General features: G+C 51.4%; 24 protein-coding genes. 12 read left to right on the top strand and 12 right to left on the bottom strand.

All coding sequences use genetic code 11. From position 1 onward, the window contains the following. Positions 1-10 precede the first annotated feature (10 nt). Genes flgG through AB1K62_RS11450 form a run of 6 tightly spaced genes read right to left on the bottom strand, consistent with a single transcriptional unit; the run spans position 11 to position 3,845 of the window. Positions 11-799 carry a flagellar basal-body rod protein FlgG gene (flgG, locus tag AB1K62_RS11475; protein WP_367003674.1) on the bottom strand — a complete coding sequence of 263 codons (789 nt, stop codon included), beginning with the start codon at positions 797-799 and terminating at the stop codon, positions 11-13. 29 nt (positions 800-828) lie between these two features. Next, positions 829-1,575 carry a flagellar basal body rod protein FlgF gene (gene flgF, locus AB1K62_RS11470; RefSeq protein WP_367003673.1) on the bottom strand — a complete coding sequence of 249 codons (747 nt, stop codon included), beginning with the start codon at positions 1,573-1,575 and terminating at the stop codon, positions 829-831. An 18-nt stretch (positions 1,576-1,593) separates the two neighbouring features. Then, positions 1,594-2,424, bottom strand: a complete 831-nt coding sequence (locus tag AB1K62_RS11465; protein WP_367003672.1) for a flagellar hook-basal body complex protein — start codon at positions 2,422-2,424, stop codon at positions 1,594-1,596. 36 nt (positions 2,425-2,460) lie between these two features. Continuing rightward, entirely contained in the window at positions 2,461-3,093 is a 633-nt protein-coding gene (locus tag AB1K62_RS11460) for a flagellar hook capping FlgD N-terminal domain-containing protein (RefSeq protein ID WP_367003671.1), read from the bottom strand. After that, complete coding sequence (gene flgC, locus AB1K62_RS11455; RefSeq protein ID WP_367003670.1) at positions 3,093-3,509, bottom strand: flagellar basal body rod protein FlgC; 417 nt, start codon at positions 3,507-3,509, stop codon at positions 3,093-3,095. Before flgC ends, AB1K62_RS11460 begins: the two co-directional genes overlap by 1 nt. Then, positions 3,510-3,845, bottom strand: coding sequence for a flagellar basal body protein (locus tag AB1K62_RS11450; protein WP_367003669.1), 336 nt, complete (start codon positions 3,843-3,845; stop codon positions 3,510-3,512). A 361-nt stretch (positions 3,846-4,206) separates the two neighbouring features. On the opposite strand from AB1K62_RS11450, the gene AB1K62_RS11445 reads away from it, so the two are divergent. The 5 genes from AB1K62_RS11445 (at position 4,207) to AB1K62_RS11425 (ending at position 8,461) form a co-directional block, all read left to right on the top strand. Then, positions 4,207-4,707 carry a flagella basal body P-ring formation protein FlgA gene (locus AB1K62_RS11445; RefSeq protein ID WP_367003668.1) on the top strand — a complete coding sequence of 167 codons (501 nt, stop codon included), beginning with the start codon at positions 4,207-4,209 and terminating at the stop codon, positions 4,705-4,707. Between the two features lie 111 nt (positions 4,708-4,818). Beyond that, entirely contained in the window at positions 4,819-5,130 is a 312-nt protein-coding gene (flgM, locus tag AB1K62_RS11440) for a flagellar biosynthesis anti-sigma factor FlgM (RefSeq protein ID WP_367003667.1), read from the top strand. Beyond that, positions 5,127-5,435 carry a hypothetical protein gene (locus AB1K62_RS11435; protein WP_367003666.1) on the top strand — a complete coding sequence of 103 codons (309 nt, stop codon included), beginning with the start codon at positions 5,127-5,129 and terminating at the stop codon, positions 5,433-5,435. Before flgM ends, AB1K62_RS11435 begins: the two co-directional genes overlap by 4 nt. Before the next feature lie 144 nt (positions 5,436-5,579). Further along, the gene (gene flhA / locus AB1K62_RS11430; RefSeq protein ID WP_367003665.1) at positions 5,580-7,739 is read left to right on the top strand and encodes a flagellar biosynthesis protein FlhA; all 2,160 of its coding nucleotides are present in this window, start codon (positions 5,580-5,582) and stop codon (positions 7,737-7,739) included. Continuing rightward, complete coding sequence (locus AB1K62_RS11425; RefSeq protein WP_367003664.1) at positions 7,736-8,461, top strand: FliA/WhiG family RNA polymerase sigma factor; 726 nt, start codon at positions 7,736-7,738, stop codon at positions 8,459-8,461. Before flhA ends, AB1K62_RS11425 begins: the two co-directional genes overlap by 4 nt. Here AB1K62_RS11425 and AB1K62_RS11420 read toward each other — a convergent pair. Further along, the gene (locus AB1K62_RS11420; protein WP_367003663.1) at positions 8,377-8,733 is read right to left on the bottom strand and encodes a hypothetical protein; all 357 of its coding nucleotides are present in this window, start codon (positions 8,731-8,733) and stop codon (positions 8,377-8,379) included. The two genes, AB1K62_RS11425 and AB1K62_RS11420, sit on opposite strands and share 85 nt — an antisense overlap. 121 nt (positions 8,734-8,854) lie before the next feature. Beyond that, a complete protein-coding gene (locus AB1K62_RS11415) occupies positions 8,855-11,023 on the bottom strand; it encodes an SEC-C metal-binding domain-containing protein (RefSeq protein ID WP_367003662.1) in 2,169 nt (722 codons plus the stop codon). 247 nt (positions 11,024-11,270) lie between these two features. Here AB1K62_RS11415 and acnA point away from each other — a divergent pair, with 247 nt between their 5' ends. Beyond that, the gene (gene acnA, locus AB1K62_RS11410; protein ID WP_367003661.1) at positions 11,271-13,949 is read left to right on the top strand and encodes an aconitate hydratase AcnA; all 2,679 of its coding nucleotides are present in this window, start codon (positions 11,271-11,273) and stop codon (positions 13,947-13,949) included. Between the two features lie 87 nt (positions 13,950-14,036). Here acnA and AB1K62_RS11405 read toward each other — a convergent pair whose 3' ends face one another. Further along, positions 14,037-14,807, bottom strand: coding sequence for a sulfite exporter TauE/SafE family protein (locus AB1K62_RS11405; RefSeq protein WP_367003660.1), 771 nt, complete (start codon positions 14,805-14,807; stop codon positions 14,037-14,039). A 225-nt stretch (positions 14,808-15,032) separates the two neighbouring features. Here AB1K62_RS11405 and AB1K62_RS11400 point away from each other — a divergent pair, with 225 nt between their 5' ends. Further along, positions 15,033-16,607, top strand: a complete 1,575-nt coding sequence (locus AB1K62_RS11400) for a DUF389 domain-containing protein (protein ID WP_367003659.1) — start codon at positions 15,033-15,035, stop codon at positions 16,605-16,607. A 5-nt stretch (positions 16,608-16,612) separates the two neighbouring features. On the opposite strand, the gene AB1K62_RS11395 is transcribed toward AB1K62_RS11400, so the two are convergent. After that, entirely contained in the window at positions 16,613-17,047 is a 435-nt protein-coding gene (locus AB1K62_RS11395) for an MAPEG family protein (RefSeq protein ID WP_367003658.1), read from the bottom strand. 216 nt (positions 17,048-17,263) lie between these two features. Between AB1K62_RS11395 and rpmF the strand changes: the two genes are divergently transcribed. The 4 genes from rpmF (at position 17,264) to AB1K62_RS11375 (ending at position 20,766) form a co-directional block, all read left to right on the top strand. Next, positions 17,264-17,443 (top strand): 50S ribosomal protein L32, encoded by a 180-nt coding sequence (gene rpmF, locus AB1K62_RS11390; RefSeq protein ID WP_367003657.1) that lies wholly within the window; start codon positions 17,264-17,266, stop codon positions 17,441-17,443. Positions 17,444-17,512: 69 nt separating this feature from the next. After that, on the top strand, positions 17,513-18,556 hold the full coding sequence (gene plsX / locus AB1K62_RS11385; protein ID WP_367003706.1) for a phosphate acyltransferase PlsX: 1,044 nt from the start codon (positions 17,513-17,515) through the stop codon (positions 18,554-18,556). Beyond that, entirely contained in the window at positions 18,553-19,524 is a 972-nt protein-coding gene (locus tag AB1K62_RS11380) for a beta-ketoacyl-ACP synthase III (protein ID WP_367003656.1), read from the top strand. The genes plsX and AB1K62_RS11380 overlap by 4 nt, the downstream gene beginning before the upstream one ends. Before the next feature lie 267 nt (positions 19,525-19,791). Then, positions 19,792-20,766, top strand: coding sequence for a helix-turn-helix domain-containing protein (locus tag AB1K62_RS11375; protein ID WP_367003655.1), 975 nt, complete (start codon positions 19,792-19,794; stop codon positions 20,764-20,766). 12 nt (positions 20,767-20,778) lie between these two features. Here the strand turns inward: AB1K62_RS11375 and AB1K62_RS11370 are convergent, their stop codons facing one another. Together AB1K62_RS11370 and gspG are read right to left on the bottom strand one after the other, a co-directional pair. Beyond that, positions 20,779-21,108, bottom strand: a complete 330-nt coding sequence (locus tag AB1K62_RS11370) for a cupin domain-containing protein (protein ID WP_367003654.1) — start codon at positions 21,106-21,108, stop codon at positions 20,779-20,781. 159 nt (positions 21,109-21,267) lie between these two features. Next, a complete protein-coding gene (gspG, locus tag AB1K62_RS11365) occupies positions 21,268-21,714 on the bottom strand; it encodes a type II secretion system major pseudopilin GspG (protein WP_367003705.1) in 447 nt (148 codons plus the stop codon). Between the two features lie 562 nt (positions 21,715-22,276). Here gspG and AB1K62_RS11360 point away from each other — a divergent pair. After that, positions 22,277-24,820 (top strand): TonB-dependent receptor, encoded by a 2,544-nt coding sequence (locus AB1K62_RS11360; RefSeq protein WP_367003653.1) that lies wholly within the window; start codon positions 22,277-22,279, stop codon positions 24,818-24,820. Positions 24,821-24,829 lie beyond the last annotated feature (9 nt).

Below are 24,829 nucleotides of genomic sequence, written 5' to 3'. Positions count from 1 at the left end.
ACGTAACCGCTCACAATTGCTGATTCACAAACTGCAGCATCTCGTCAGTGGCGGAGATCATCTTGCTGTTCACTTCATAAGCGCGCTGGGTTTCGATCATATCGACCAATTCCTCGACAATATTGACGTTGGATTGTTCCAACGTGCCTGCTCGCAAACGTCCACGACCATCCTGTCCGGCGGCGCCAATCTGTGGGTTTCCGCTGGCTTCGCTCTCGACCAACAAATTGTCTCCCACCGGCTTCAAGCCAGCCGGATTGACGAATGAAGCCGTTTCTATCACTCCCAGCTCGGATATTTCCGTTTCTCCCGCCAGCGCAGCAGAAATGGTACCGTCACTGCCAATGGAAAGCCCGGTGGTTCCTTCGGGTATCTGGATTTGCGGGATAAGCGGCAGGCCGCCTGCGGTGACAATAGTCCCTTCCGCGGTCCGGCTGAAATTTCCTGCTCTGGTATAGCCGATCCGGCCATCGGGCATTTCCACCTGAAAATAACCGGAGCCTTCTATGGCAATATCAAGCGCGTTGCCGGTAGTTTGCAATGGGCCTTGTGTTTCGATACGCGCTGTCCCTTGCAGCGCGACACCCGTACCCAGCGACAGCCCGATAGCATATTGATTTTGTGCATCGGACGGCGCGCCGGGGGTAATATTATGCTGGTACACCAAAGTTTCAAAGCTGGCACGTTGGCGTTTAAAGCCAGTGGTATTCACGTTCGCCAGATTATTGGCGATGATACGCATTTTGCTATTCTGCGCGTCCAGTCCCGTACGGGCGACCTGCAAGGCTCCGTTACTCATAGTTTATTCCTCTCATCTAATCTGCGGCCCTACATATTGGGCAAGCGCATCAGGCTGGCTCCGCTTGTGTCGAGATCCTTTGCCGTGGTCAGCAATTTAACCTGTGTTTCCCATGCCCTGCTGACTTCGATCATATCGACCAGTGATGCAGTCATATTGACGTTAGACCCTTCCAGCGATCCAGCGGTTACCTGCGCGTCGGCATCGGCAGGCAATGTACCACCGCCGCGAACCCGGAACAGATTGTCATTGCCTTTGACAATATCGCTGCCGGTGAAGGAAACGAGTGCCAGCCGGTCAACCTGCTGCATCTCTCCATCAACCCCGCCTTGCGGCATTATCCAGACACCGCCATCCTTCGCTATGCTAATTTTATCAGCAGGCGGCAGGATAAGCGGCCCGTTTTCGCCCAGAACCGGATCACCGGCCCCGGTAGTGACAAGGCCGGTTTCGCTGAGCTGTAAATCGCCGCGCCGTGTATAGGCGGTTTCACCGCCGCTGCCCTGAACCGACAGCATAGCGTCCCCGTTTAGCGCAATGTCCAGCGCCCGTCCGGTAGCGGTCACAGATGCCGGGGCAAGGTCAGCCGCCAAAACCCGTTCATATGCAATGGCGCGGCTGTCCAATTGCTCGCTGGAAAGATGCCTTGCTTTTGCATTGACGATTTCTGCCCGGAAGCCGGTTGTGCCGGCATTGGCCATATTATTGGCTATAGCCGTTTGCCGGGCCATGATACCTTGCATGGCGGAAAGGCTGCTGTGGATCATCTTATCCATATTTTGTTCCCTGAGCTATCAGACCTGAAGGTTGATAATCGTCTGGGTCAGCGTATTAGCGGTCTCAATTGCTTGTGCATTGGCCTGAAAATTACGCTGCGCCCCGATGAGCGAGACAAGCTCTTCGGTCAGGTCAACATTGGCACGTTCCAGAGTACCGGAACGAACTTCGCCCAGAGAACCTGTGGCGGCTGCATTGATTTGTGGATTGCCACTCTCGCCGGTTGCTTGCCAATGGGCGTCACCAATGGGGCGCAAACCTTCTACATTGGTAAAGGATGACATGGCTATCGACCCCAGGTTACCAGTATTTCCGTTTGCATAAGTGGCGGTGACAAGGCCAGCTTTGTCGATGGTAATATTCGCTAAAGCGGCAGTGGGATCGAGAGGGTCAAATTCGGGGAGCGTGAAGTCAATCATGTCGACAATGGCTGTGGAGAGAATATTGCCGTTTACGTCAACGGGCAAAAGCTGCACTTTACTGCCTAATGTATCGACCACTTCGCGGTTAACATTGACCCCGAATGCGCCGTTACGGGTAAAGCTAAGTTCTTCGCGCGGTGGTTGGCCGCGCACCGCGAAAAAACCGTCACCTGCTATGGCAAGGTCTAGTGTTTTGCCGGTGCCTTCCAGCGTGCCTTGAGAAAATTGTTGGGTAATGCCGTTCAGCCGGACGCCTTGACCGGCGACAGTTTTGGTCGACTGGGTTGGCGCAGCGGCGAAAAGGTCGCCAAAAATTGCGCGGCTGCGTTTAAACCCGGTCGACCCGGCATTGGCTACATTGTTGGATATGGTCGAAAGGTCGGTTTGCGCGCCTTTAAGGCCGGATAGCGAGGTATAGAAAGACATGTGATTTCTCCTGAAAAAAGACTGTGGAAGTGATTGTTAACTAAGCCGGATAGCGTCCGAGACTGCGAATTCACCGCGCGGGGTTAAAAGGCGCGCGTTGGCGGCATCTGCGGGAGACTGCACCGCGTCTACGGTCGTCCAGGATGACAGGTTGGATATATCCCCGCCATTCACCCGTATCTTAAGCACGCCAAAATCTAGTGGCTGTCCTTTGCCGTCTACTGCATCCCATTCAAATGCTATCGGTCCGGCGGTTTGTTTGCCCAGCTCGATTGCTTGAACAATCTCTCCGGCTTGATTGAGGAAATCTATCGACAAATTTGCTGCGTCAGCATTCAGGACAAACTCCCCAGCATATTGCCCTGTATCGTCGGGAATAGCTATATTACCGGGCAACAGGACATTGCGGCCCAGCCAGTTTGATGCATCGCCAAGTCTGCTGTTTTGCGACAGTTTACGCAAAGAGCCGTTCATTTCCTCAATCCCGGCAACGGTAGAAAATTGCGCCATCTGGCCGACCATCTGGTTGCTGTCCAGCGGTTCAAACGGATCCTGCATTTTAAGTTGAGCCGTCATCAGACGCAGAAATGCTGCTTGATCAAGATTGTTGTTTGATGAGCTATTGCCTGCGCTAGTTACCGTCGGTGTTAAAGCGGATATCATCATCATTATTCCCCCATTCTGATGGTTTCCAAAATTAATGATTTTGCAGTCTGCAAGACCTGAACATTATTCTGGTATTGCCGGGCAGTTTCGATCATCTCGATCATCTCGGTCGGTTCATCGACTCCGGCCTCCCAAACATAGCCATCGGCATTAGCCATAGGATTGGCTGGATCGTGCCGTTTTTTTGGCTGAGTATCGGACTGCACAATGCGTTCGACATCAACCGTCGCCATGTCAGGACTGCTGGCATGGGTGCGAAATACCGGTTTGAGCGCGCGAAAAGCATCGGCTTCGCTACTCGCGACAGATCTGGCATTTGCCATATTGGAGGCGGTGGTGTTGAGCCGCGTTAGCTGAGCGGCCATGGCGCGCCCGGCAACGTCAAATATGTTCATCGGGCTGTTTATTGAACCGGGCATCTATTCCCCCGTCATCGCGCGGCGTAGCGTGTTAATCCGGCCATTCAGAAAAGATAATGCCGTGCTATATTGCACCGCATTTTCGGCAAACTGTGTTTGTTCGGTAGAAAGCTCCACCGTATTGCCATCCATCGCAGGTTGAAGCGGCACACGGTAACCGATATGGCTGTTATCCAGCGCATCGCCGTCCGCCAGTGAAGCCATAGCTTTGCCAAAATTCAGGTCACGCGCTTTATAATTGGGTGTCGCTGCATTGGCGATATTGGATGCCAGCATGTTCATTCGTCGTTCGCGCAGTGTGAGCGCGTCTCCATATATACCGAAAATTTTATCCATATGCGGAACCGATGCTCCATTTTGCGAAGTAAAATATGCTTTTGCGGCGTCCGTTTGGAAGAATAGAGCGCCTGACTTTCGTTCGTACTCAATGACTTCGCAAGGCGTGTGCCAAAGTCAAAATTCCGCGAAATTTAGCGCTTTTCTCGATATAAATCGTCCCAAGCGTCAAAAATATGCGCCAGTTATTTGGCGTTCGGCGCCATTTTCTTGTCACTCCAAAACAGTTGGTTCACAAATATGGTCTGCAACCGAGCCGCTAACGGCCTCATTCCATGTGCGATTCCACTCTGCATCATGTTCGATTACCTTATGGCACGTGCTTTGCTTCTTACAGAGATGAGAATGTTAAGGAGCAAATATGCTAATAAGGAAGATATACGTACTGTGCGGGTCATTATGTCTGATCGCCTCCCCGGCGCAGGGTCAGGACGTGGAAAATCTCTCGGCGCTTGAACAGCAATTGCAGGATTTTCTGGGTAAACCGCAAGGTGTGACTGGCGGCGCGCGGTATGGCATTGACCGGCGGTTAAAGCTAAAAAAATGTCTAGCAGCGCCGGTTTTCGAAAAACGAGACGAGAGCCTGGCTCTCATACGGTGCGAACCACTTGATTGGCGCATTTCAGTGCCATTGGCCGACGAAGTCAATCCGGGCCACCGCACGGGATCAGAACGGATGGTAAAGCGTGGACAGCCGGTACTGCTGGTGGTGGAGAAGCACGGATTCATGATTTCGCGGCTTATGCAGGCAGATCGCAGTGGAGGTCTGGGCGATCTTATACCGGTTCGCGCTGCTCGAAGAGCCCGTCCAATTCTTGCAGAAGTAACCGGAGAAGGACGGGTCGCGCTTCCCTCATACTAAATGGCCTCATACTAAATGGCTTCATACAAAGCGGCTTTATTTTTACTGGTGCTAAACCCCGGTACCGCGAACCCGTATTATAAAGCAAATATGCAAATCAAGGAGATATCCGTGATAGATAAAATGATTATAAACGCCAATCAGTCGATCAAAAGCCAATCATCTCAAGCAGGGCGTTTCGATATTCGTTCATTGGACAGAACGGGTCATTCAGATCGGCATAATGTAAATGTTGGCCAGAACAGTAAGGCCAGCTCTCTGACCGGAGCCATAGATCATATGGTGAAACATGGTATGCCGATCGACATGCAACATATTACTGCCATTCGCACTGCAATCGTAAAAGGGCATTATCCGGTTGATTCCGCCGCGATTGCGGATGCGATGATGGAATTCGACCGGTCGGGCGGCGGGTTTTTATGACAGGCGATATGATTTATCGTCTTGAACAGGGGTTCGCGGAGTTGATTGATGCTCTGGACGGGCAAGACCCGGAGCTAATTCTACAGGCTGCTGCGATGATCCGGCCAATGGTCAAAGAGATAGAAGAAGCAGGCGTATGGCATGAAGAGACCACAATCAGAAGCCAGTTAATTACTCTGTCAAAACTTATTGAGGCTGCGCGCTACAGGGTCAATAAATTGACAGATATAAACCAACAACGCGCCATTAATTTGTCACGGGCGCTGGGCACGGGCGTAACCCAAACCTATAGTAAACATAGATAAATCGGCCATTTTACGGGTGGTTTGTTGATTTTCTTGCGATAGTGAGACCGGTTGGCACGGGCTTTGCTCAGATAATTCCAAACAGACTTTGGGATAATCTATGACGCAAAAACAATTAACTTATTGTCCGCGCAAGCTGCTCTCATGCTAGCGTTTATATCAAGCCAGCAAGCACGAATAGGCGATACTGCCAAAGCTGGAATATTGCCGGTCGCAACCTTATTGCTCGTCATTTTCATGATATTACCGGTACCGGTAACTGTGCTGGATATTGGCTTCATTGCCAATATTACTATTGCGCTGGCGGTGTTGATGGTCGCGCTAAATGCTGCCAAGCCACTGGACTTTTCTAGTTTTCCTACCGTACTCCTGTTCGCCACTTTATTGCGATTGGCGCTAAATGTGGCTTCTACACGAGTGGTGCTGGTGGAGGGGCATGCCGGGCCGCATTCGGCTGGTCAGGTTATCGAAGCGTTTGGTAACTTCCTTATCGGCGGCGATTATGTGGTTGGCATCTTTGTGTTTGCTATTCTGATGATAATCAATCTGGTGGTGATTACCAAAGGCGCAGGGCGGGTGTCAGAAGTCACGGCGCGTTTCACGCTGGATGCAATGCCCGGAAAGCAGATGGCGATTGATGCCGATCTTAATGCCGGTTTGCTCTCGCCGGTAGAGGCAAAGGAACGGCGTCAGGACGTGGCGACGGAATCTGACTTTTACGGGTCAATGGACGGCGCATCGAAATTTGTGAAGGGTGATGCTGTTGCGGGTGTGCTGATCCTTATCATCAATATTATTGGCGGCATGATTTTGGGCATAGTCAGCCACGAGATGGCCGTTGGAGAAGCGGCCCAAACTTATGTCCTGCTGGCCGTAGGTGATGCGCTGGTGGCACAGGTTCCTGCCCTATTATTGTCAATCGCCGCTGCTGCCATAGTAACCCGTGTGGCCTCGCCAATGGATTTATCCGGGCAGATTGGTAGCCAGTTTAGCAATCCCAAGGCTTGGATACCGGTCACAGCAATCCTGACTATCATGGGTATGTTACCAGGCATGCCGCATTTCATCATTCTACCGATTGCTGCGCTGACAGGGCTGTTTTCGTGGCAGATGTCGCGGCGGGCCAAGAACGAGGAGGATGCACCGCCAACGCAAATACCAGAGCAACAAAACCATATCGCATGGAGCGATGTCACCGACGGGGCCGTCCTCGGCATAGAAATTGGTTATGGACTGGTGCCACTGGTCGATGACCGCAAAGGCGCGCCGTTGATGCAGCGGCTAACCGGAATCAGGAGGCAATTGTCGCGGGAGCTTGGCTTTGTTATCCCGCTGGTCCGTGTAAAGGATAATATGTCCCTTGCTCCCAACGCCTACCGGATTTTGATTTCGGGCGTGACTTTGGGTGAAGATCAGGCATGGCCTGAAGACTTGTTGGCGCTGGACAGCGGTGGCCTTGATAGTGACGATATAAGTGCTCCGGTAAAGGGGCAGGCCTGCAAAGATCCGACTTTTGGTCTGGATGCCTTATGGATTTCACCTGACAAGCGCAGCGAAGCCGTCGTGTCCGGATATACGGTTGTTGATGCGCCGACAGTGATTGCGACCCATTTCAACCATCTGGTCGCACTCAATGCTAATGAGTTGTTCGGCATGGATGAAGCGCAAAGCTTGCTCGACAACCTGAAAGAGACGGCGCCGCAACTGGTCGAGGGACTGACTCCCAAGCCGCTTAGCCTTTATCAGATCACGGCGATTTGCCGTTCGCTGCTAGAAGAAGCTGTCCCGCTCAAGGATTTCCGCCGGCTTAGCGAAGCAATGGTGCAGGCTGCCGCTGATGAAGCGGCCAAGAGCGGCGCAAATGATCTGCCTTCGCTGGACAATATCGTTGACGGGGTGCGGCGCCGGATCGGTTCGCTGATTGTTCAGGCGCTGGTTCCGATCAACATGCCGTTACCGGTCATCACATTAGGAGCCGAGCTTGAGACCTTGTTGGCGCAAGCGATCGAGATGGGCGGCGGTGCATCCCGTCCTGTTGAACCAGAGTTAGCGCAGAAGATCGTCACCTCGGTTGAGGAAGCGGCGCGGCCAATCATGGCGGACGCACGCCGCTTTGCGATTGTGACTTCTCCTGTTGCGCGGCGCACGTTGTTGAAATTGCTGAAGCCGGCTTTTCCCGAAACGCCGGTTCTGTCTTTTGAAGAGTTGCCCGATGACAAAGCGGTGGAAGTTGTCGCTGTCGTTGATGGGCGTCTGGAACAGATGGAGACGCAAACACCCAATTACAGAAAGGACCCGGCATGAGCCATCATGACCCCAATCTTGCAACGCTGACCTATGGGGCCAGCCCGGCATTGAAGAGCCAGGAACAGCTGATCGAAAGCCACCTGCCGCTGGTCCGCAAGCTTGCCTGGCAAGTGCACAGCCGGATGTCGAGCGCGATCGAGGTCGAGGATCTGCTGCAAATCGGCATGGTTGCGCTGGTTGAGGCGGCGCAAAGCTATGAGGATCGCGGCCTGGGCTTTACCAACTATGCCAAGCTGCGCGTGCGCGGCGCGATGATTGACCAGCTCCGCAAGGACAGCCATGTCAGCCGGTCCGCGATGACGTTCCAGAAGAAGCTGCGCGTGGCGGAGGACGAGCTTTCGCAGCAGCTTGGCCATGCCCCCGATGAAGGCGCACTGGCCGCGGCGATGGGCATGGATCAGGACAGTTTCCGCATGGCCGCGGATCAGGCGCGCTCGGTTGATCTTGAATCGATGGAGGCGGTCTATTCGGATCAGAATATGTGGTTCGCCGACCCCGCAGAAACGGCGGATAACCGAGCAGAACGGCTCCAACAACGCGACCAGCTAGCCGCCGGGATCGACGCCCTGCCAGAGCGGGACGCGATGATTTTGCAATTATATTTTATCGAGGAAATGAACCTTGAGGAGATCGGTCAGACCCTGAACATCGGCGCGTCGCGTGTGTGCCAGATAAAGAAAGCCGCGCTGGTAAAGCTACACCGGCTGCTTGCGCCCTGATAGGCCTTCTCTGTTATCGCTTCATCATGGCGGATCAGGTCGCGGCCCGCTTTGCCGCGCCTGCGATAGCGATAAGCGCTGGTAGAGCTGATTCCCGACACCCGGCACGCATCCCGGATGCAACCCGTACGGGCCAGTGCATCAATAAACGCCGTCTTCCGCTCCGCCGTCCAGCCATCATGGTGTACTCGATAAGGCTTAGGCACCGCACCATCTGTGCGCTTGGCAGGCAAATTGGAGGAATGTTCGGAGTTTTGATTGTCGTCCTGCATGAGAGGTTCTACTCTTTCGCTGTTCCCGATATGCTCTTTTAATTCGGTAGGCTTATCAAAAGGCAGTGACTGTAAGAAAAGGAGTAAGAAAATTAATCAGTGATCACCCCAAATTCTATCATTATATGCAGCATTTCTTAAACTTTAGCCCACTTCCACATGGACAAGGTTTGTTTCTACCGACCTTACTCTTAGAGTTTATTCCATTGAGGCTTTTAGCTCCAGTAGTATCCATTCCCTTAGTTGCTTGATCGAACTTGCTATTTTGTTTCCAAGGAAACGACAAATTGACACCAAACTTTGGCAATCCATCTTCGACTCTGACGACCAAGCCGAACCAGCTGTGAGCATGTTGAGCATATTTTCGTAATCTACAATGCCGATTAAGCTTTTCAAATGCCTCGCTATTCGACAATCTGCTGCAATGTACCGTCAGGCCTGATTTCCCATCATCAAAGCATAAGCTAATATCATGTTGCTTATTATCGTTCCTTGACTGACGGGTAATCAAAGAAATTCCATCGTTAATTTGCTTTATTGTTTTACTATCCAGAGTGAGTAGCATGAAACCTAAATCAATGAGATTAGGATCTGGCCGGTGTTCAATAGAGCGGATTATACGATCATAAATAGTTCCCTTAAACTCGGTTAGGATGCCCTTAGGTGTTCTTTCGCCATAGAGGCCCTCACGTCGAACGGTCATTGCTGTATCCAGAGGTATGGCAATGCTATCGTCAAGCGTCATCATTTGGATATCGGTGCTAATCCACAAATTTTGCCGAAGGTGACATGACAGAATTGTAAGTTCGTTGATTGTAGAAATCCGCTCACCGTAGTTCACGCGCCTATTCAAGTAGCTTAAAAAATGCAGTGGACTCGCAAGCATTTCGGCCAATGCATCAATCAAAAATATATCAGTGATCAAGGGATTCAGAATATTGTTATTTGTTTGAGATAGTAGGAACTCACGAGCTTGAACTGTTAAAGCAGGATAATGGTCAGAGACGACGCATATTGGATAGATTTCTTTGTATTGATGGGTGCTTAATTCATTGCCTTTATCGTCAACAAACTTAGCTTGGGGGTCATTTAAAAATTTTGAACAAAGATATGCCTGATCGTAGGAGGCTTGAACTGACTTTTTGAAGTCATCGTGCAACTGCTGATCGTTTCCCTTTCGGGCTTCTAAAGTCAATTTTTTAGATTTACACTGGATTACCAGTGCTCGATCAGCAAACGTAACTAATATATCAATCTCAGCAACGATGTTTCCACCCTTTTTGATATTGACGTTACTATGGACGTTAGCTTCACTGAAAACAGTAGCCAGTCTATCGGCTACAAATTTTTCTGTAAATTTACCTCTGTTTGAGAACGCAGTCTCTCGATAGTTCTTATCTGCTGCCATCCAATAAAATGGTGAGTCGTAAATTGCTTCAACGAGTCCATATGACTGCAATGATACATAATCGCCATTTTCAGTATGTATAACAGGAAATGCATTCGCAAGATTGAAATCGCTAAGAGATATGAATTTCTTGTTAGTTGGGGTATCTTTTATTGTAAAAGCATCAAGTACTTTAGCCGTGGTTTTCAATGGGACTTTAGATAAGGTTGCTACTTCATCTAATGAAAACGTAAATAATGGTAGATAAGTCCACAAATCTGGATGAGTATTTTTAGCATATTCAAGAAATTTATTAAGATTTTGCACAGGTATTTTTGCAATAGCGGTAGCTATTGCTTTTCCGTCTTCGATACAAAATCCTTTATTGTTTTGAAGCCAATCATTATCACCAAGATAGCGCAACTTAGCAAAATCACGATATTGAAAGCTATAAGCAGATTCTCCACCGTAAAATATTGCTTCACGAAATACATCTCCATATTTAAATGGATTGTCAGGCTCTACAATTGAACCACTTTGAATATATTTGAACTGCTCTGCCATGCGTGTAATCATTGGTTGCTTTAAGCAATTATGCAGCTCGGAAAGCAGTTCTTCCGTCCGTATTATCATTTTTTCTGTTTCTTCGGGGGGAGGTACGTTGAAATCGATAGGATGTTTAATCATCAATCCCATCAAAGTAGAAAATTCGGTCCGTATTGTTCGTTCTTTGACATAGGAATTCGATACATCATCATCAGATAGAGCGCCATTAAACGTGACTAGATTGTCACGATAAGAAATGTAAGCGAGCACATGTATATAACCAGGGCTACTGCAAAGGCTTTCTAATTCATCAAATATTTCTTTTTCTGATCTTGTTGATTCGTCTAATAAATTCATAGTTCCATGTAGTTTATTTTATTAACTAATGCTACTATTAAGTCTTTGATAATGGACTTTGAGCTTAAGGTAATCTAGATTGATTAATTGCTTGGACCGCTCCCCCACCCCATTGCACCCCGCCCCCCCCTGCGCTAAAGCCCTCTCGAACTTTGATTCATTCGCTGCTATGCCTGCTCCCCTCCGCCATTTCTCTGGCGGACAGGTTGTATCGGCACAATAATTTTTGATACGGAGCTACGTTACTATGACCACCACCGGACAAGACTCGCTGGGCACGCGCTCGACCCTCTCGGTTAATGGGAAGGATTATGCCTATTACAGCCTCGCGAAGGCGGCGGAGAAGCTGGGCGATATTTCGCGGCTTCCCTATACGCTTAAAGTGCTGCTCGAAAATATGCTGCGCTTTGAAGATGGCGGGCATACGGTTGCAGCAAAAGATGCTCAGGCGGTGGTTGACTGGCAAAAGGAAGCAAAGTCTCCGGCGGAAATTCAATATCGTCCGGCGCGCGTTTTGATGCAGGATTTTACCGGCGTTCCGGCGGTGGTTGACCTTGCGGCGATGCGCGACGGGATTGTCTCGCTGGGCGGGGATGCACAGAAAATCAACCCGCAGGTGCCGGTGCATCTGGTGATTGACCACTCTGTCATGGTGGACGAATTTGGCACGCCGCAGGCTTTTGAAAATAACGTGGCGTTTGAATATCAACGCAATATGGAGCGGTACGAGTTTTTGAAATGGGGCTCCAAGGCATTTGACAATTTCTCGGTTGTGCCGCCCGGAACCGGCATTTGCCATCAGGTGAACCTGGAAAATATCGCGCGCGCTGTCTGGTCATCCAAAGACGCTGACGGAGTTGAAGTGGCTTATCCCGATACCTGTGTCGGCACCGACAGCCATACGACGATGATTAACGGTCTGGGCGTGCTCGGCTGGGGCGTTGGCGGGATTGAGGCAGAAGCCGCGATGCTGGGCCAGCCGGTTTCGATGCTGATCCCGCAAGTGGTCGGGTTCAAACTGACCGGCGAGCTGGCCGAAGGGGTTACCGCGACCGATCTGGTGCTGACCTGTGTACAGATGCTGCGCGAAGTGGGCGTGGTTGGCAGCTTTGTGGAATTTTATGGTCCGGGCGTGGCGGCGCTGTCGCTTGCTGATCGTGCGACCATTGCCAATATGGCACCGGAATATGGCGCGACCTGTGGTTACTTCCCGATTGATGACAAGACGCTGGATTATTTGGCGCTGACGGGGCGGAGCGAGGCGGATATTGCCTTGACCGAAGCCTATGCCAAGGAACAGGGCTTCTGGCGCCATGAGGACGAGGTCGAGGCGGTTTATTCAAAAACGCTGGAACTGGATATGACCAGCGTTGTGCCATCGCTTTCGGGACCAAAATTGCCGCAACAGCGCGTCTCGATGAGCGAGCTGGACGAGAGCTTTAACAGCGATATTACCAAAGTGTTCGGCAGCAAAGACCCGAATAAGCGGGTTCCGGTGGAAGGCGAGGATTATGATCTGGGCCACGGCGACGTGACGATTGCGGCGATTACGTCGTGCACGAACACATCAAACCCCAGCGTGCTGATTGCTGCTGGTCTGGTCGCGCGTAAGGCGCGTAAACTTGGCCTTCAGCGCAAGCCATGGGTGAAAAGCTCGCTCGCGCCCGGTTCCCAGGTGGTGACGGACTATCTGGACAAAGCCGGATTGAGCGATGATCTCGACTATCTCGGCTTTAATCTGGTCGGCTATGGCTGCACGACCTGTATCGGGAATAGCGGGCCATTGCCGCCAGCGATCTCTAAGGCGATCAACGACAATGATCTGGTCGCTGCATCGGTATTGTCGGGGAACCGCAACTTTGAAGGCCGCGTGTCACAGGATGTACGGGCAAACTATCTGGCTTCGCCGCCGCTGGTCGTGGCTTATGCGCTGCGCGGTACTGTGCGCGAAGATATGTACGAAACGCCAATCGGGAAGGGCAGCGACGGGCAGGATGTCTATCTGCGCGATATCTGGCCCACCAATGACGAAGTGAACGAGGCCATGGGCGGCGCGGTAAACCGCGATATGTTCATCAGCCGCTATGCCGATGTGTATAAGGGCGATGAAGCGTGGCAGGACATTGATGTGACCGGAGGCGACACCTATGAGTGGCGCGCGGGTAGCACCTATGTGGCCAATCCGCCTTATTTCGAAGGCATGACGATGACGCCGGCTCCGGTCGATGACATTATTGACGCCAAGACGCTGGCATTGCTGGGCGATTCCATCACCACCGACCATATTTCCCCCGCTGGTGCGATCAAGGAGGATTCCCCCGCTGGCGAATATCTGCGCGATCATCAGGTGGCAAAACAGGACTTCAACAGCTACGGCAGCCGCCGCGGGAACCACGAAGTCATGATGCGCGGCACCTTTGCCAATATCCGTATCAAGAACGAAATGGCCGACGGCAAAGAAGGTGGCTACACCAAATATAATGGTGAGATCATGCCGATCTATGACGCCGCCATGCGCCACAAAGCCGACGGTAATGAACTGGTCGTTATCGGCGGTGAGCAATATGGCACAGGCTCGTCACGCGACTGGGCCGCGAAAGGCACGAACCTTCTGGGAGTGCGCGCGGTGATTGTGGAAAGCTACGAGCGTATCCACCGCAGCAATCTGGTCGGCATGGGCGTATTGCCGCTGCAATTTGCAGAGGGTGTCGATCGCGAGACGCTTAGCCTTGATGGTAGCGAGAGCTTTACGATCAAAGGCGTCGCGACGCTGAAACCATTACAGGACGTGGAAGTCGAAATGACCCGCGCCGATGGTAGCACGACGACCTTCAAGACAGTCTGCCGGATTGATACTGCCAACGAAATGGAATATTTCCTGAACGGCGGTATCCTGCACTATGTGCTGCGGAACTTGGCGGGGTAAACCGGGCTATAGAATAGTTGATATATGGTTGGGGCATATTCTCGATGCCCCGACCATATATCTTGCGCACGTTAGAAGATCGCGCGGTTAAAACAGCTTGATCAGCGCCACAATAGCCGAAACCGCCAGCAATGCGGCAACGATAGCGCGCCAGACCGGTTCGGACACTGCTCCGAAATATTTTGCGCCCAGATGATTTCCGCCAATCATCAACGGACATGTCATTGCGGTAAGAACCATCAATTCCTTATCCACCATGCCGCGCCAAAAGGCGACTGCCGTTGCCATGGCAGCAGTGGCAAAAAATATCATGATCATTGACGCTCGTGACACAGCTGGCGCAACTTGCTTGCGGACAAAATGAAGCACGATTGGCGGGCCGGGCATCGCGGCAAAGCCATTGAGCAACCCTGCGATAGTGCCGACCATAAGGACATTCAGCCGCGAAACATTTAATGCTTGGGGGCGTTTCATCATGATTGCGAAAAAACTGCCAATAGCAATGGCGGTGAGGATCACTCTGGCAATATCAACAGCGACAATATCGAGGAGCCATAGTCCGACAGGCGTGGTCAAGCAGGCTAGGGCAGCTATTTTCGTGACCATCGGCCTGTCAATGACCCCGCGTGATTGTTTGACGCCAAAAGGTCCAATGATTAGCTGCATCAATATGGCCATCAACACTGCGACTGCTGGCTCGGAAACAAGGCTGATGAGCGGCACCGATAAAATCGCATAGCCAAAACCCGTTAAACCGCGAACAAATGCGGCGCTGGCTACGATAAGGCAAACGGAAAGGAACGGGAGCAATTCCAGACCTATATGAGCGTTGAGCCAGATATTAAGTGTTTCAATCATGCAGGATGTTCACCGATTTATCGGGTAAGCGCAATGGATGATTATAGCGGGTGGCTTCCCTGATCAGTTCTATTTGCGTAATTTCACAGCGACCAGATAGCTGTCAGCCACAGTCGTGCTTTGATAGGGCAGCGGTCTCTTATTCCCTCATCAAGGCGTATTGGCAAAAAGGGCCATGTTCTTTCCATATTGTCGGGGCGGGGCTTAACCGGCTATTAGAAGCAGATGAATGATAGTTCACAGGCGGAGACAGATTCTTCCGCATCCACAGCTGAAGCAGGCCCCTTCCAACCTGTAAGAGGCAGTATCGCTTTGTTTCGCCGCTGGTGGCGGGTTGTGGTGTGTTCCGGCGTGGACCAGCAAGCGGTTATCGAGAGCGTGAAAGAAGATAGCGACTTTAAGCCGCGCTATGCATTCATGACCTGCATGTCGGCGGGTATCGCGATTTTGGGGTTGCTGCTTTCTTCTCCGGCAGTGGTGATCGGCGCGATGTTGCTTTCTCCGCTAATGGGGCCGATCATGGGCGCTGGATTTGCGCTCGCGATTGGTGATTATAGCTGGCTGCGTGACAGCGCAAAGGCGCTGATTCTCGGAACGATTGTTGCCGTTTTATTTGCAGCAATGGTGGTCGCCTTTTCGCCGTTACAGACAGTGACTAGCGAAATTGCTTCCCGCACGCGGCCCAATTTATTTGACCTTGCGGTTGCGTTATTTTCTGCTTTGGCGGGTGGCTATGCAATGATCCGCGGACGCATGGGCACGATTGTCGGGGTGGCAATTGCTACAGCATTGATGCCGCCATTGGCTGTCGTCGGTTTTGGGCTGGCAACGCTTAATATGTCCGTCTTTGGCGGGGCTTTATTGTTGTTTTTCACCAACCTTATGACCATAGCTCTGACCGCTGCGGGCATGGCGCGGCTATACGGGTTTCGTTCCAACTTATCAGAGCGGCAATCGCAGATGCAGATTATCGCTATGGTGGTGGTGTTTATTGGTCTTGCCATTCCGCTGGGCTATTCGTTGCAGCAAATTGCCTGGGAAGCGAATCTATCGCGACAGGCGAATGGCTATATCAAGGATCAGTTTGGCAGTCGTGCAAGGGTTTCACAGATTGATATTGATTTTGATGCCGATCCGATTCTGGTAAGCGCATCTGTATTTACCCCGCGGATAGTCGGTGATGCGGAACAGCAAAGTGCGCGCGTGCTTAGCCGCACTTTCTCGCGGCCTATTTCAGTCGCGATTGAGCAATATAAGGTTGAAACGGGCAGCGATGCGGCCAGCGCTGAGCTTGCAGCAGCCCGGGCGCAGCAACAGGCCCAGGAAGCTGAAATCCGGGTGGTCAAGCTGCGCGAAAATCTGGCACTGGTAGCGGGAGTATCAGCGGATCAGGTGACAATTGATACAGCAAAGCGACGCGCTATTGTGTCGGCAAAGCCTCTGAAAGGCGCTACGCTTGAGACATATTACGCCTTGGAAAAGCGTATTGCGGATCAAGCCAAGGAATGGTCCATCCAGATCAGGCCACCAGCGGCAGAGCTGCCGTCGCTGGTGGTTGAGGATGGTTCTGTTGCAGACAAATCGGCTATGCAGCTTCCCTTGATAAGTTGGGCCGCCGCGCGGGTGGCATTACCAGTGGGAGCCTATGGATCACCCGAAGATGTCGCCATCGCCCGTAAAGCGCTGTTCGATGCCCACGCCGTTACAATCAGCGATGCCGGAGCAGGCGCAGGCGGAGCGGCTGGAGCCGTGCGGCTACGCTGGTTGTCTCCGCAGGAAACAGACCCGCAGGGGGACTAGCCCCCTTATTGCACCAGAGCGGTTGTCATTGGCGAAGCGGTTATGGCCGGATCCGTAAAATATGGAATGGTTATGGCATAAACCGCAAGGCCGAGCATGATGAGAAGCGACAATATTGTTCCGATCATCCGGCCCTTGCCAAATTTTCCGCCATCCATGCCAATGCCATGGGCGACCCGGCCCAGCATATAGACCCCGCCTACCAGCCACAGCCACGCAGGGGAGCCATTAGCCAGCTCTATAACCCCGATAAGGATCAACACAATCGGCAGGCTTTCTCCAAAGTTGGCATGGGCCCGCATGCGCCGGATGACCTTTTCATTACCGCCGTCACCGACGCTGACTTTTTCGGATGTACGAACCTGACCGACGCGAATCATCAGCCAGATATTTATCAGTGCAGCGACGCCGGCAACCGTCAAAGTAATCGGTAAAATCATGCTTTCCCCCTTAAACTGTGATAATTATCCTTTGCCTATAAGCGCACAATGCTTGCAACGCACAGGAAAATCGGTATACGCGCCTCTTCGCGTGCAATTAGCTGATCGCATGAGTAAGGTGATTCTCTATGATTTATAGAAGTGTTGCTTGCTCAAATCCGGCGTTTGGCTTATCGTCACATTTATGAAATTTGAAATTAATGAACAGGCTTAGCAATGGCTGTCCCTAAAAGAAAAACTTCGCCGTCCAAACGCGGTATGCGCCGTTCCCATGATGCTTTGAAAGTCGAAGCATATCAGGAATGTTCCAATTGCGGTGAGCTGAAGCGTCCCCACCATATGTGCGGATCTTGTGGCCATTATAATGGCCGGGAAGTTATGGCGGTTGATCTATAGCCTTTCTGGCCATATTCGACTAAACTTCACGACTATCACACATTTAATAAAGGGGAAGAACCGGTGGGTATGAGGCCGCGGATCGCAATTGACGCGATGGGCGGCGACGTTGGTGCGCGCGTAATGGTCGCGGGCGCTGCACTCGCCCGGCACCGGCATGAAGGCTTCCAGTTTCTGTTCGTCGGTGACGAAACAGAGATTCGCGAAGCGTTGAAAAATCACCCGAACCTCTCTGCTGCTTCTGAAATTTTACACGCTGAAGATGTTATCTCCGGCGATGCCAAGCCCAGCCAAGCCTTGCGCGGGTCCAAAAAAACTTCGATGGGCATGGCCGTCGCCGCGGTAAAAGCCGGCGACGTGAGCGCTGCGGTCAGCGCTGGTAATACCGGCGCGCTTATGGCTATTTCAAAACTGGCACTACGCACGATGCCCGGTATTGACCGCCCCGCACTGGCAGCGCTTTTGCCGACGATGAAGGACAGTGATGTCGTCATGTTGGACCTGGGCGCCAATGCCGAATGTGATAGCAGCAATCTCGTCCAGTTTTCGGTGATGGGCGCGGCCTATAGCCGGATCATGAACGGTTTTGAAAAACCGGCGGTGAAACTGCTGAATATCGGCACAGAAGATGGCAAGGGCACAGGGGTGCTGAGAGATGCAGCGGACGCATTGAAAAATGCGACCGGGCTGGCTATGGATTTTCAAGGATTTATCGAAGCCGATAAAATATCCACCGGCGATGTTGATGTGATTGTGACAGACGGCTTTTCCGGCAATATTGCGCTGAAAGCGCTTGAAGGCGCAGCGCGATTCGTTACGGATTTGCTGAAACGGAGTTTTTTAAGCTCGTTGCGATCAAAAATCGGTTTTCTTATTTCCCGGCCAGCGACGGAATTGCTGAAAGAACATCTGGACCCGAACAACCATAATGGCGCAGTTTTTCTGGGCCTGAACGGTGTTGTGGTAAAAAGCCATGGTAGTGCCGATGAAAAAGGCGTAGCCAATGCAGTAGAAGTAGCTGCCCGGCTTGTAGAGGATAGTATTTTGGAACGTATCAGCGAAGATTTGAAAAAAATTAGCGCCCTTGCACCGACGGAGGCAGCAACAAAATGACTATTGAGACCGCCCGCCGTGCGGTCATAAAAGGGACCGGCTCCGCTTTGCCGCGGACAAAAGTGTCCAACGCGCAGCTTGCGGAAAAAGTAGACACGACCGATGAATGGATCGTCGAGCGAACAGGAATTAAGTTTCGCCATATAGCGCAGGATGATGAAACAACATCCAGTCTGGCAACGGAGGCCGCGCGAAAGGCGCTTGATGCTTCGGGGCTGACAGCCAAGGATATTGACCTTATCATCGTGGCGACAGCAACGCCCGATCAAACTTTTCCGGCCAGTGCAACCATTGTCCAGCATGAATTGGGCTGTAATGGCGGCGTGGCTTTTGACGTTGCGGCGGTCTGTTCGGGTTTTCTTTATGCTTTGTCTGTTGCCGAAAGCATGATCCGCGCGGGCAGCGCACAAAATGCTATCGTGATTGGCGCAGAAACTTTCAGCCGCATATTGGACTGGGAAGACCGGGCGACCTGTGTGCTATTTGGTGATGGTGCGGGTGCGATCATCCTGTCCGGCGAAGAAACGGATAAAGGGGTTCTGGCTACCCGCTTGCACGCCGACGGAGAGCATAACCAGTTGCTGTATGTTGATGGCGGAGCAGGGACAACCGGAACCGTTGGCAAACTTCGCATGAAAGGTCGGGAGGTATTTCGCCATGCGGTGGTCAACCTGTCATCCGTACTGACCGAAGCATTGGATGCAGCGGGTGAAACCATTGATAATATTGACTGGGTCGTTCCGCATCAGGCGAATGCTCGCATATTGGATGCCACGGCCAAGAAATTGAAACTTGCGCCGGAAAAGGTGATTAAAACCGTCGATCAACATGCCAATACATCGGCAGCATCTGTGCCATTAGCGCTTGATACTGCGGTTCAGGACGGACGGATAAAGCCCGGCGACCTGTTGGTACTCGAAGCAATGGGCGGCGGATTTACTTGGGGTGCAAGCGTTATCCGCTATTAAGCCCCGACGAATATTCTTTGGGTAATCCCCAATCGGTTCGCGTCAATTTGTCCGGTCAGGTGTAAATATTTATGTGCGGCAAATAGCATGGAATTGTCTAAACGGCGCTCCCGATGATACATGTTCGTCGCTAATTTTACATCTTCATCGAAAGCCCATTGAGATTCTGAACACACAAGTCCTATCTCCCGAAGGGGGGACTTTGGATTGGATAATTTTTGCGTATCATCTCAATTTCTGAGTGAGGTTTATCGTAGCTGTCAAAACATGGGCGCACGAAAGCCGGTGCTTTTATCCGCACTTAATAAGACCGAGACGCATTTGCGCTGTCCGCAAAGCAAATTTCCTGCACAATCGGTAAGTACCCTGTGTCAGGCAACTGCACAGGAACTTGATCAGGATAATATCTATCTGGACATTGGCCGCGGCATTACGCCGAGCGGATTCTCCGATATTGGCTATGCGGCGTTGTTTGAGGATACGGTAGGAGGCGTTTTGCAGTCTGCGGTGTCAGCGGTGAATAACGGATTCAGCCAGCCGCTGCTCGAATGGAAGCAGTCTCCGGCAACATGCCGGCTGCTGGTTGATCCGGCTCTCAAAGCCCCCAATGATTTTATTTCTATCATTTTTTGCCAATTGTTCCACATTGGTGGCCTTGTAGCACAAGGGAATAAGCAACACGCTGCACTCGCCCGCTTTCAATTCAAGCAGCCACGCGGTTGTTCCGTAACGCGAAATAATACCCGTGCAGCATCGGATAACGGAGAAAAACCTTGTCTGTTCGGCCAGTCTGAAACCAGTCTGGAATGGCAACGAAGTTTTCTGGATCTCCCCAATCCCTTAGCAAACCGGCAAGTTGTACAGGCGGCGGATTACCAGTCGCGCACATATATGCTTAATGATGACGAACCTGCGTCTTTATCCCGGCTTAGCTATCATTATCTCTTTCATCTGCTTGACCGCTCGGGATTGAGCATTGACGCTGCGGCGGAGACATTCGGAATGGCAGAGCGGACTTTAAGGCGGAAACTGGCTATGGAAGGCGCGTCATTCCGGCAAATATTGGAGCAGGTGCGCCGGAATACGTGCCAGCTTTATTTTCTGGAGGGAACGCGCTCGCTGTCAGAAATCGCCACTAAATTAGGGTACAGTGAACTGAGCGCCTTCACCCGCGCCTATACCGCGTGGCATGGCCGCTCCCCCAGCCGCGGAATGGCCCTGAAGGTAGCGGTTGCCGCATAAGCGCCAATCATATCAGGCGTTAAACAGGATGGTCAAAAGCAGGGAAGAGTCTTTCACTCCCTTAACCGAGTGCGGTGCGCCGCCTTCAAGATAAACCCAATCGTTGGCGGTTAACTCGATCGATGAATTATCAAGGCCCAATTCGACATGACCCTCAAGACAATGGAGCGTGATTGCACCATCCACCTTATGCTGCGGAATTATAGTGCCGGCAGGAACAATCAGGCGAATGGCTTCAAACTGATCTGTTTTGGTAATGGCGGTCGTCGTGGCATCTGTCAGGGCCGGTCCTAGCGGAGCAAGGTCAACGATTTCATTCGGTTTTGCGTGATGGAGTGCCACAATATGTTCCTTTATATTTTGCCCGCATCATCAATCACAGGCAATGGTATGCCGCGTGCCTGACATTATGGCAGCTTGAAACAAAAAACCAAGGGGGCTTATGCCGGGATAGTAAGCGTCTCGATCAAGGCGTTTGCGGCTTATAAAATCATGCTTTATTTAATCCGCATAGATGTCGGCATTGTCATCCTCGCCGCCCGGCACACCGTCTGCACCCAGAGAATAGAGGTCAAAGCCGGAGCCTTCACGTCCGGGATTTTCATATTGATAGGATTGTCCCCAGGGGTCTTGGGGTAGTTTCTTTATATATCCCCCGCGGCGGTATCGCGAGGTCGTAGACATGCCTTGCGGCGGGGAAACAAGAGCTGAAAGCCCTTGGGAAGAAGATGGATAGTCCAGATTGTCCAGCCGGTACATTTCCAGAGCTTGTCCGATCGTTGCAATATCGGCCCGCGCTTTTTCGACCATGGCGCGGTCCTGGCTCGGCAAAACATTGATGACCACCACAGTTGTTAACAGGCCCAGAATGAATATTACGACCATCAGCTCGACAAGTGTAAATCCGTTGGCCGGGATTTTCCGGAGCCCCGGATTATTAGGCGTCATTCTCTCACCGGCCAAAGCATTGCTGTTCATGCCATTAAAAGGGCGATGGCTTTGTTCGTCCATTGTCCTTGTTACGGATGGCTTGTCCCTTGTCAGGCGGTTCTCATTCTTCATCATTATCATGCCTTTAATCTACCGGCCCTGATATTCTTATACCCTCTTTTGGTCAAACCTTGTCCGGTCAAGATGTGGTAGATGAGAGCTTATTTCAAAAGAGACATAGTTTATAAGCGGATCAGAGCCTGAAATCTGGCGCAATCTTTGTCATCCGATGGGTCAGTGGGGAGAAACTGGTCGATGCTAACATCACTGGAAATTACACTGTCTGTATGTTTCTCCGCTTAAAATCAGGAAAAACTATCCGGATATATAGGTGCTATTAAGCCCCACCATCCGCATTTCTTACGGCATGGCAACTATCCAAGATAACTAGTCAAATTGGCAGCTGGTTATTTGCCGGATATCTCATAGGTGAAGCCTAAGTTTCTACCAAAAAATTTTAGAGCAACAATAAAATCTTGCAAGTCTCGGGATCTGAACCGAGCTGTTTTCGAGGGAGAAAATGATGAAACAATCCAGGGTCCGCAATAATATTTTTCTAAACAAATCAGCTCGGGCAATATTGATGGGTTCCGCCGCCAGTCTGGTTCTTGCCGGATTTGCCGTTCCCGCCCATGCACAGGAAATGTCCGAATATGATGACAGTAATGTCATTACTGTCACAGCGCGTAAGCAGCAGGAGACACTACAGGAAGTGCCGGTTACCGTTACCGCTATCGGTGGCGATACATTGGATAAATTTCAGGTTGACCAGGTCGCGGATGTTGTCAGCCGCGTTCCGGCTTTGAACGTATCAACCGGCGGGTCCGGGTCCGGTGGCCAGATTGCACTGCGCGGTGTCGGCTCGTCTAGTATTTCAGCCGCGTTTGATTCTGCCGTCGCCTTTGATTTTGACGGTGTTCAAGTGAGCACAATGCGGATGGTGCAGGCCGGTTTCTTTGATGTCGAGCAGATTGATGTGCTAAAAGGCCCGCAATCGCTTTTCTTTGGGAAAAGCGCGTCTGCTGGCGTATTTTCTGTCCGCTCAGCCAATCCCACGCAGGATTGGGAAGCAGGCGGTAAAGCGTCTTACGAATTTGAGGAAAATGGCACGGTTTTTGGGGGCTATATCTCTGGCCCGATCAGCGACACCCTGGGCATCCGGATAGCCGGACAATATACTGATATCGACAAATATGTGAAATTGGAGCCCGGCACAGCTGCAGTGAACCGGTCGCGTGGCACCAAAGAATTTGTCAGCCGTGTGACACTGCAATGGGACCCGGCCTATAATTTCAATGCCAATCTTAAAATGAACTATGTCCGCAATAGAAACGATGGCCCAAATGGTTTCGTAGATATTGATTGTGGTCCTAATGGTCGTGCAGATGAAGTGGTTTTGCTCGGCGGTGCAGTTGCTATACCCTCTGGCGCAAGCTGTAATGCTAATGACGGATTATATCCGTTGGCTGATCCGTCTGCTGCTCTCGTGCAGAAATTTCCTGATGGAAGCGGGGGCGCTACGCGCTATAAAGGCACGCCTTATGGCGAAACGGATATTTTCCTTGGCCGGCTAAGCTGGGATCTGGATTTATCCGACCATCTCACTCTATCATCTGTTTCTGGCTATCTCAATCTGGATGCGGATGATTTTGACAGCTATTCCATTGTCGGTATTGGTTCAGCATTTAATCCGGGCGGTGCACCTCTTGCCGCTATCGCGCCTGCTCTAGATGCAATCAACTTCCCCGGTTCCGCGCAAGCCACTGGCGGAGGAAACCCCCGCAACAGGACCGAGCAATTCAGTCAGGAACTGCGCTTGACCAGTGATTTTGACGGCATGTTCAATTTCATGGTCGGTGCATTTTACGAAACCCGCGATATTGATTTTAATACAGCACAGCAAGTGGTGCCAATTTCGTTCGTTGCACCGGACCCTGTGACGGGTAACACTTTTGATTATTTCAAAAAGCAAAACACAAAAACCGAAGCGCTTTCTTTCTTTGCCAGCACAACATTGGATATAACCGATCAGTTGCAGCTATCCGGCGGTTTGCGGTGGACAGAAGAGAATAAGACGAGCCGGATTTCGGTTCCCTATGTTCATACGTTACTGTCATCCGGTGGCGCCTTTATCAGCAGCGGCTTTTTCTCGGGACCGATCAAGTTCAAAGATGACAATTTCTCTCCCGAACTGTCCATCCGCTATCAGGCCACACCGGACGTCAATATCTATGGTTCATTCAAGACCGGCTTTAAATCCGGCGGTATCGATAATAGCGCTTTGCCATCGGCTGGCTTGCTAGGCTTCAGCAGCCCCGATCCCGCCGTTCGTCAGGCGGTTGCAGATTCGCTGCGGTTTGAATCGGAAACGGGCAAGGGCGGTGAAATTGGTGTAAAGAGCCAGTTTGCAAGCAGGTCCGTAACATTCAACCTGTCAGGCTTCTACTATGTGTTCGATGATCTACAGGTACAGAATTTCGATGCGACGAAGGTTCAGTTTGAAACATTCAATGCCAGCCAGCTCACCACCAAAGGCATTGATGTTGAATGGGCGTGGGCAACGCCGGTATCCGGGCTTAATTTCTCCGGTGCGATGGCATATACCGATGCCAAATTCTCGAAAGAGTTTATCACCGTTGATCCCGACGGCATCCCTAATTCAGGGGACGAAACCGATCTGAACGGTCGCAGAGCGGCTCGGGCACCTGAGTTTGCGGGTAATATCGCCTTCGACTGGACTGTTCCGCTTAATAATAGCGTCGAGCTCGGCTTGAACGGTAACCTGCAATATACCGGCTCTTATTTTACCGGCCAACAGAAGCTGAACGATTTGAAACAGGATGACTATGTGACTGTTGATGGATCAGTTTCTGTCGGTCATCCAGACGGAAAATGGAGATTGTCACTGGTTGGTGTGAACCTGACCGATAAAATCTGGACCAACTCAAGCCAAGGCCGTCCATTCCTGGCGGGACCGGGGCTGGGGCTGCCGGTAGGTGATGATATGATTGTCACGCAAAACCGTGGTCGACAGGTCTTTGTAGAAGCCAGGTTCAAATTCTAAGAAACTGCC

Source organism: Parasphingorhabdus sp. JC815 (genome assembly GCF_040717415.1).
Classification (GTDB): Bacteria; Pseudomonadota; Alphaproteobacteria; order Sphingomonadales; family Sphingomonadaceae; genus Parasphingorhabdus.
This window is presented reverse-complemented; position numbering and strand designations above follow the sequence as displayed.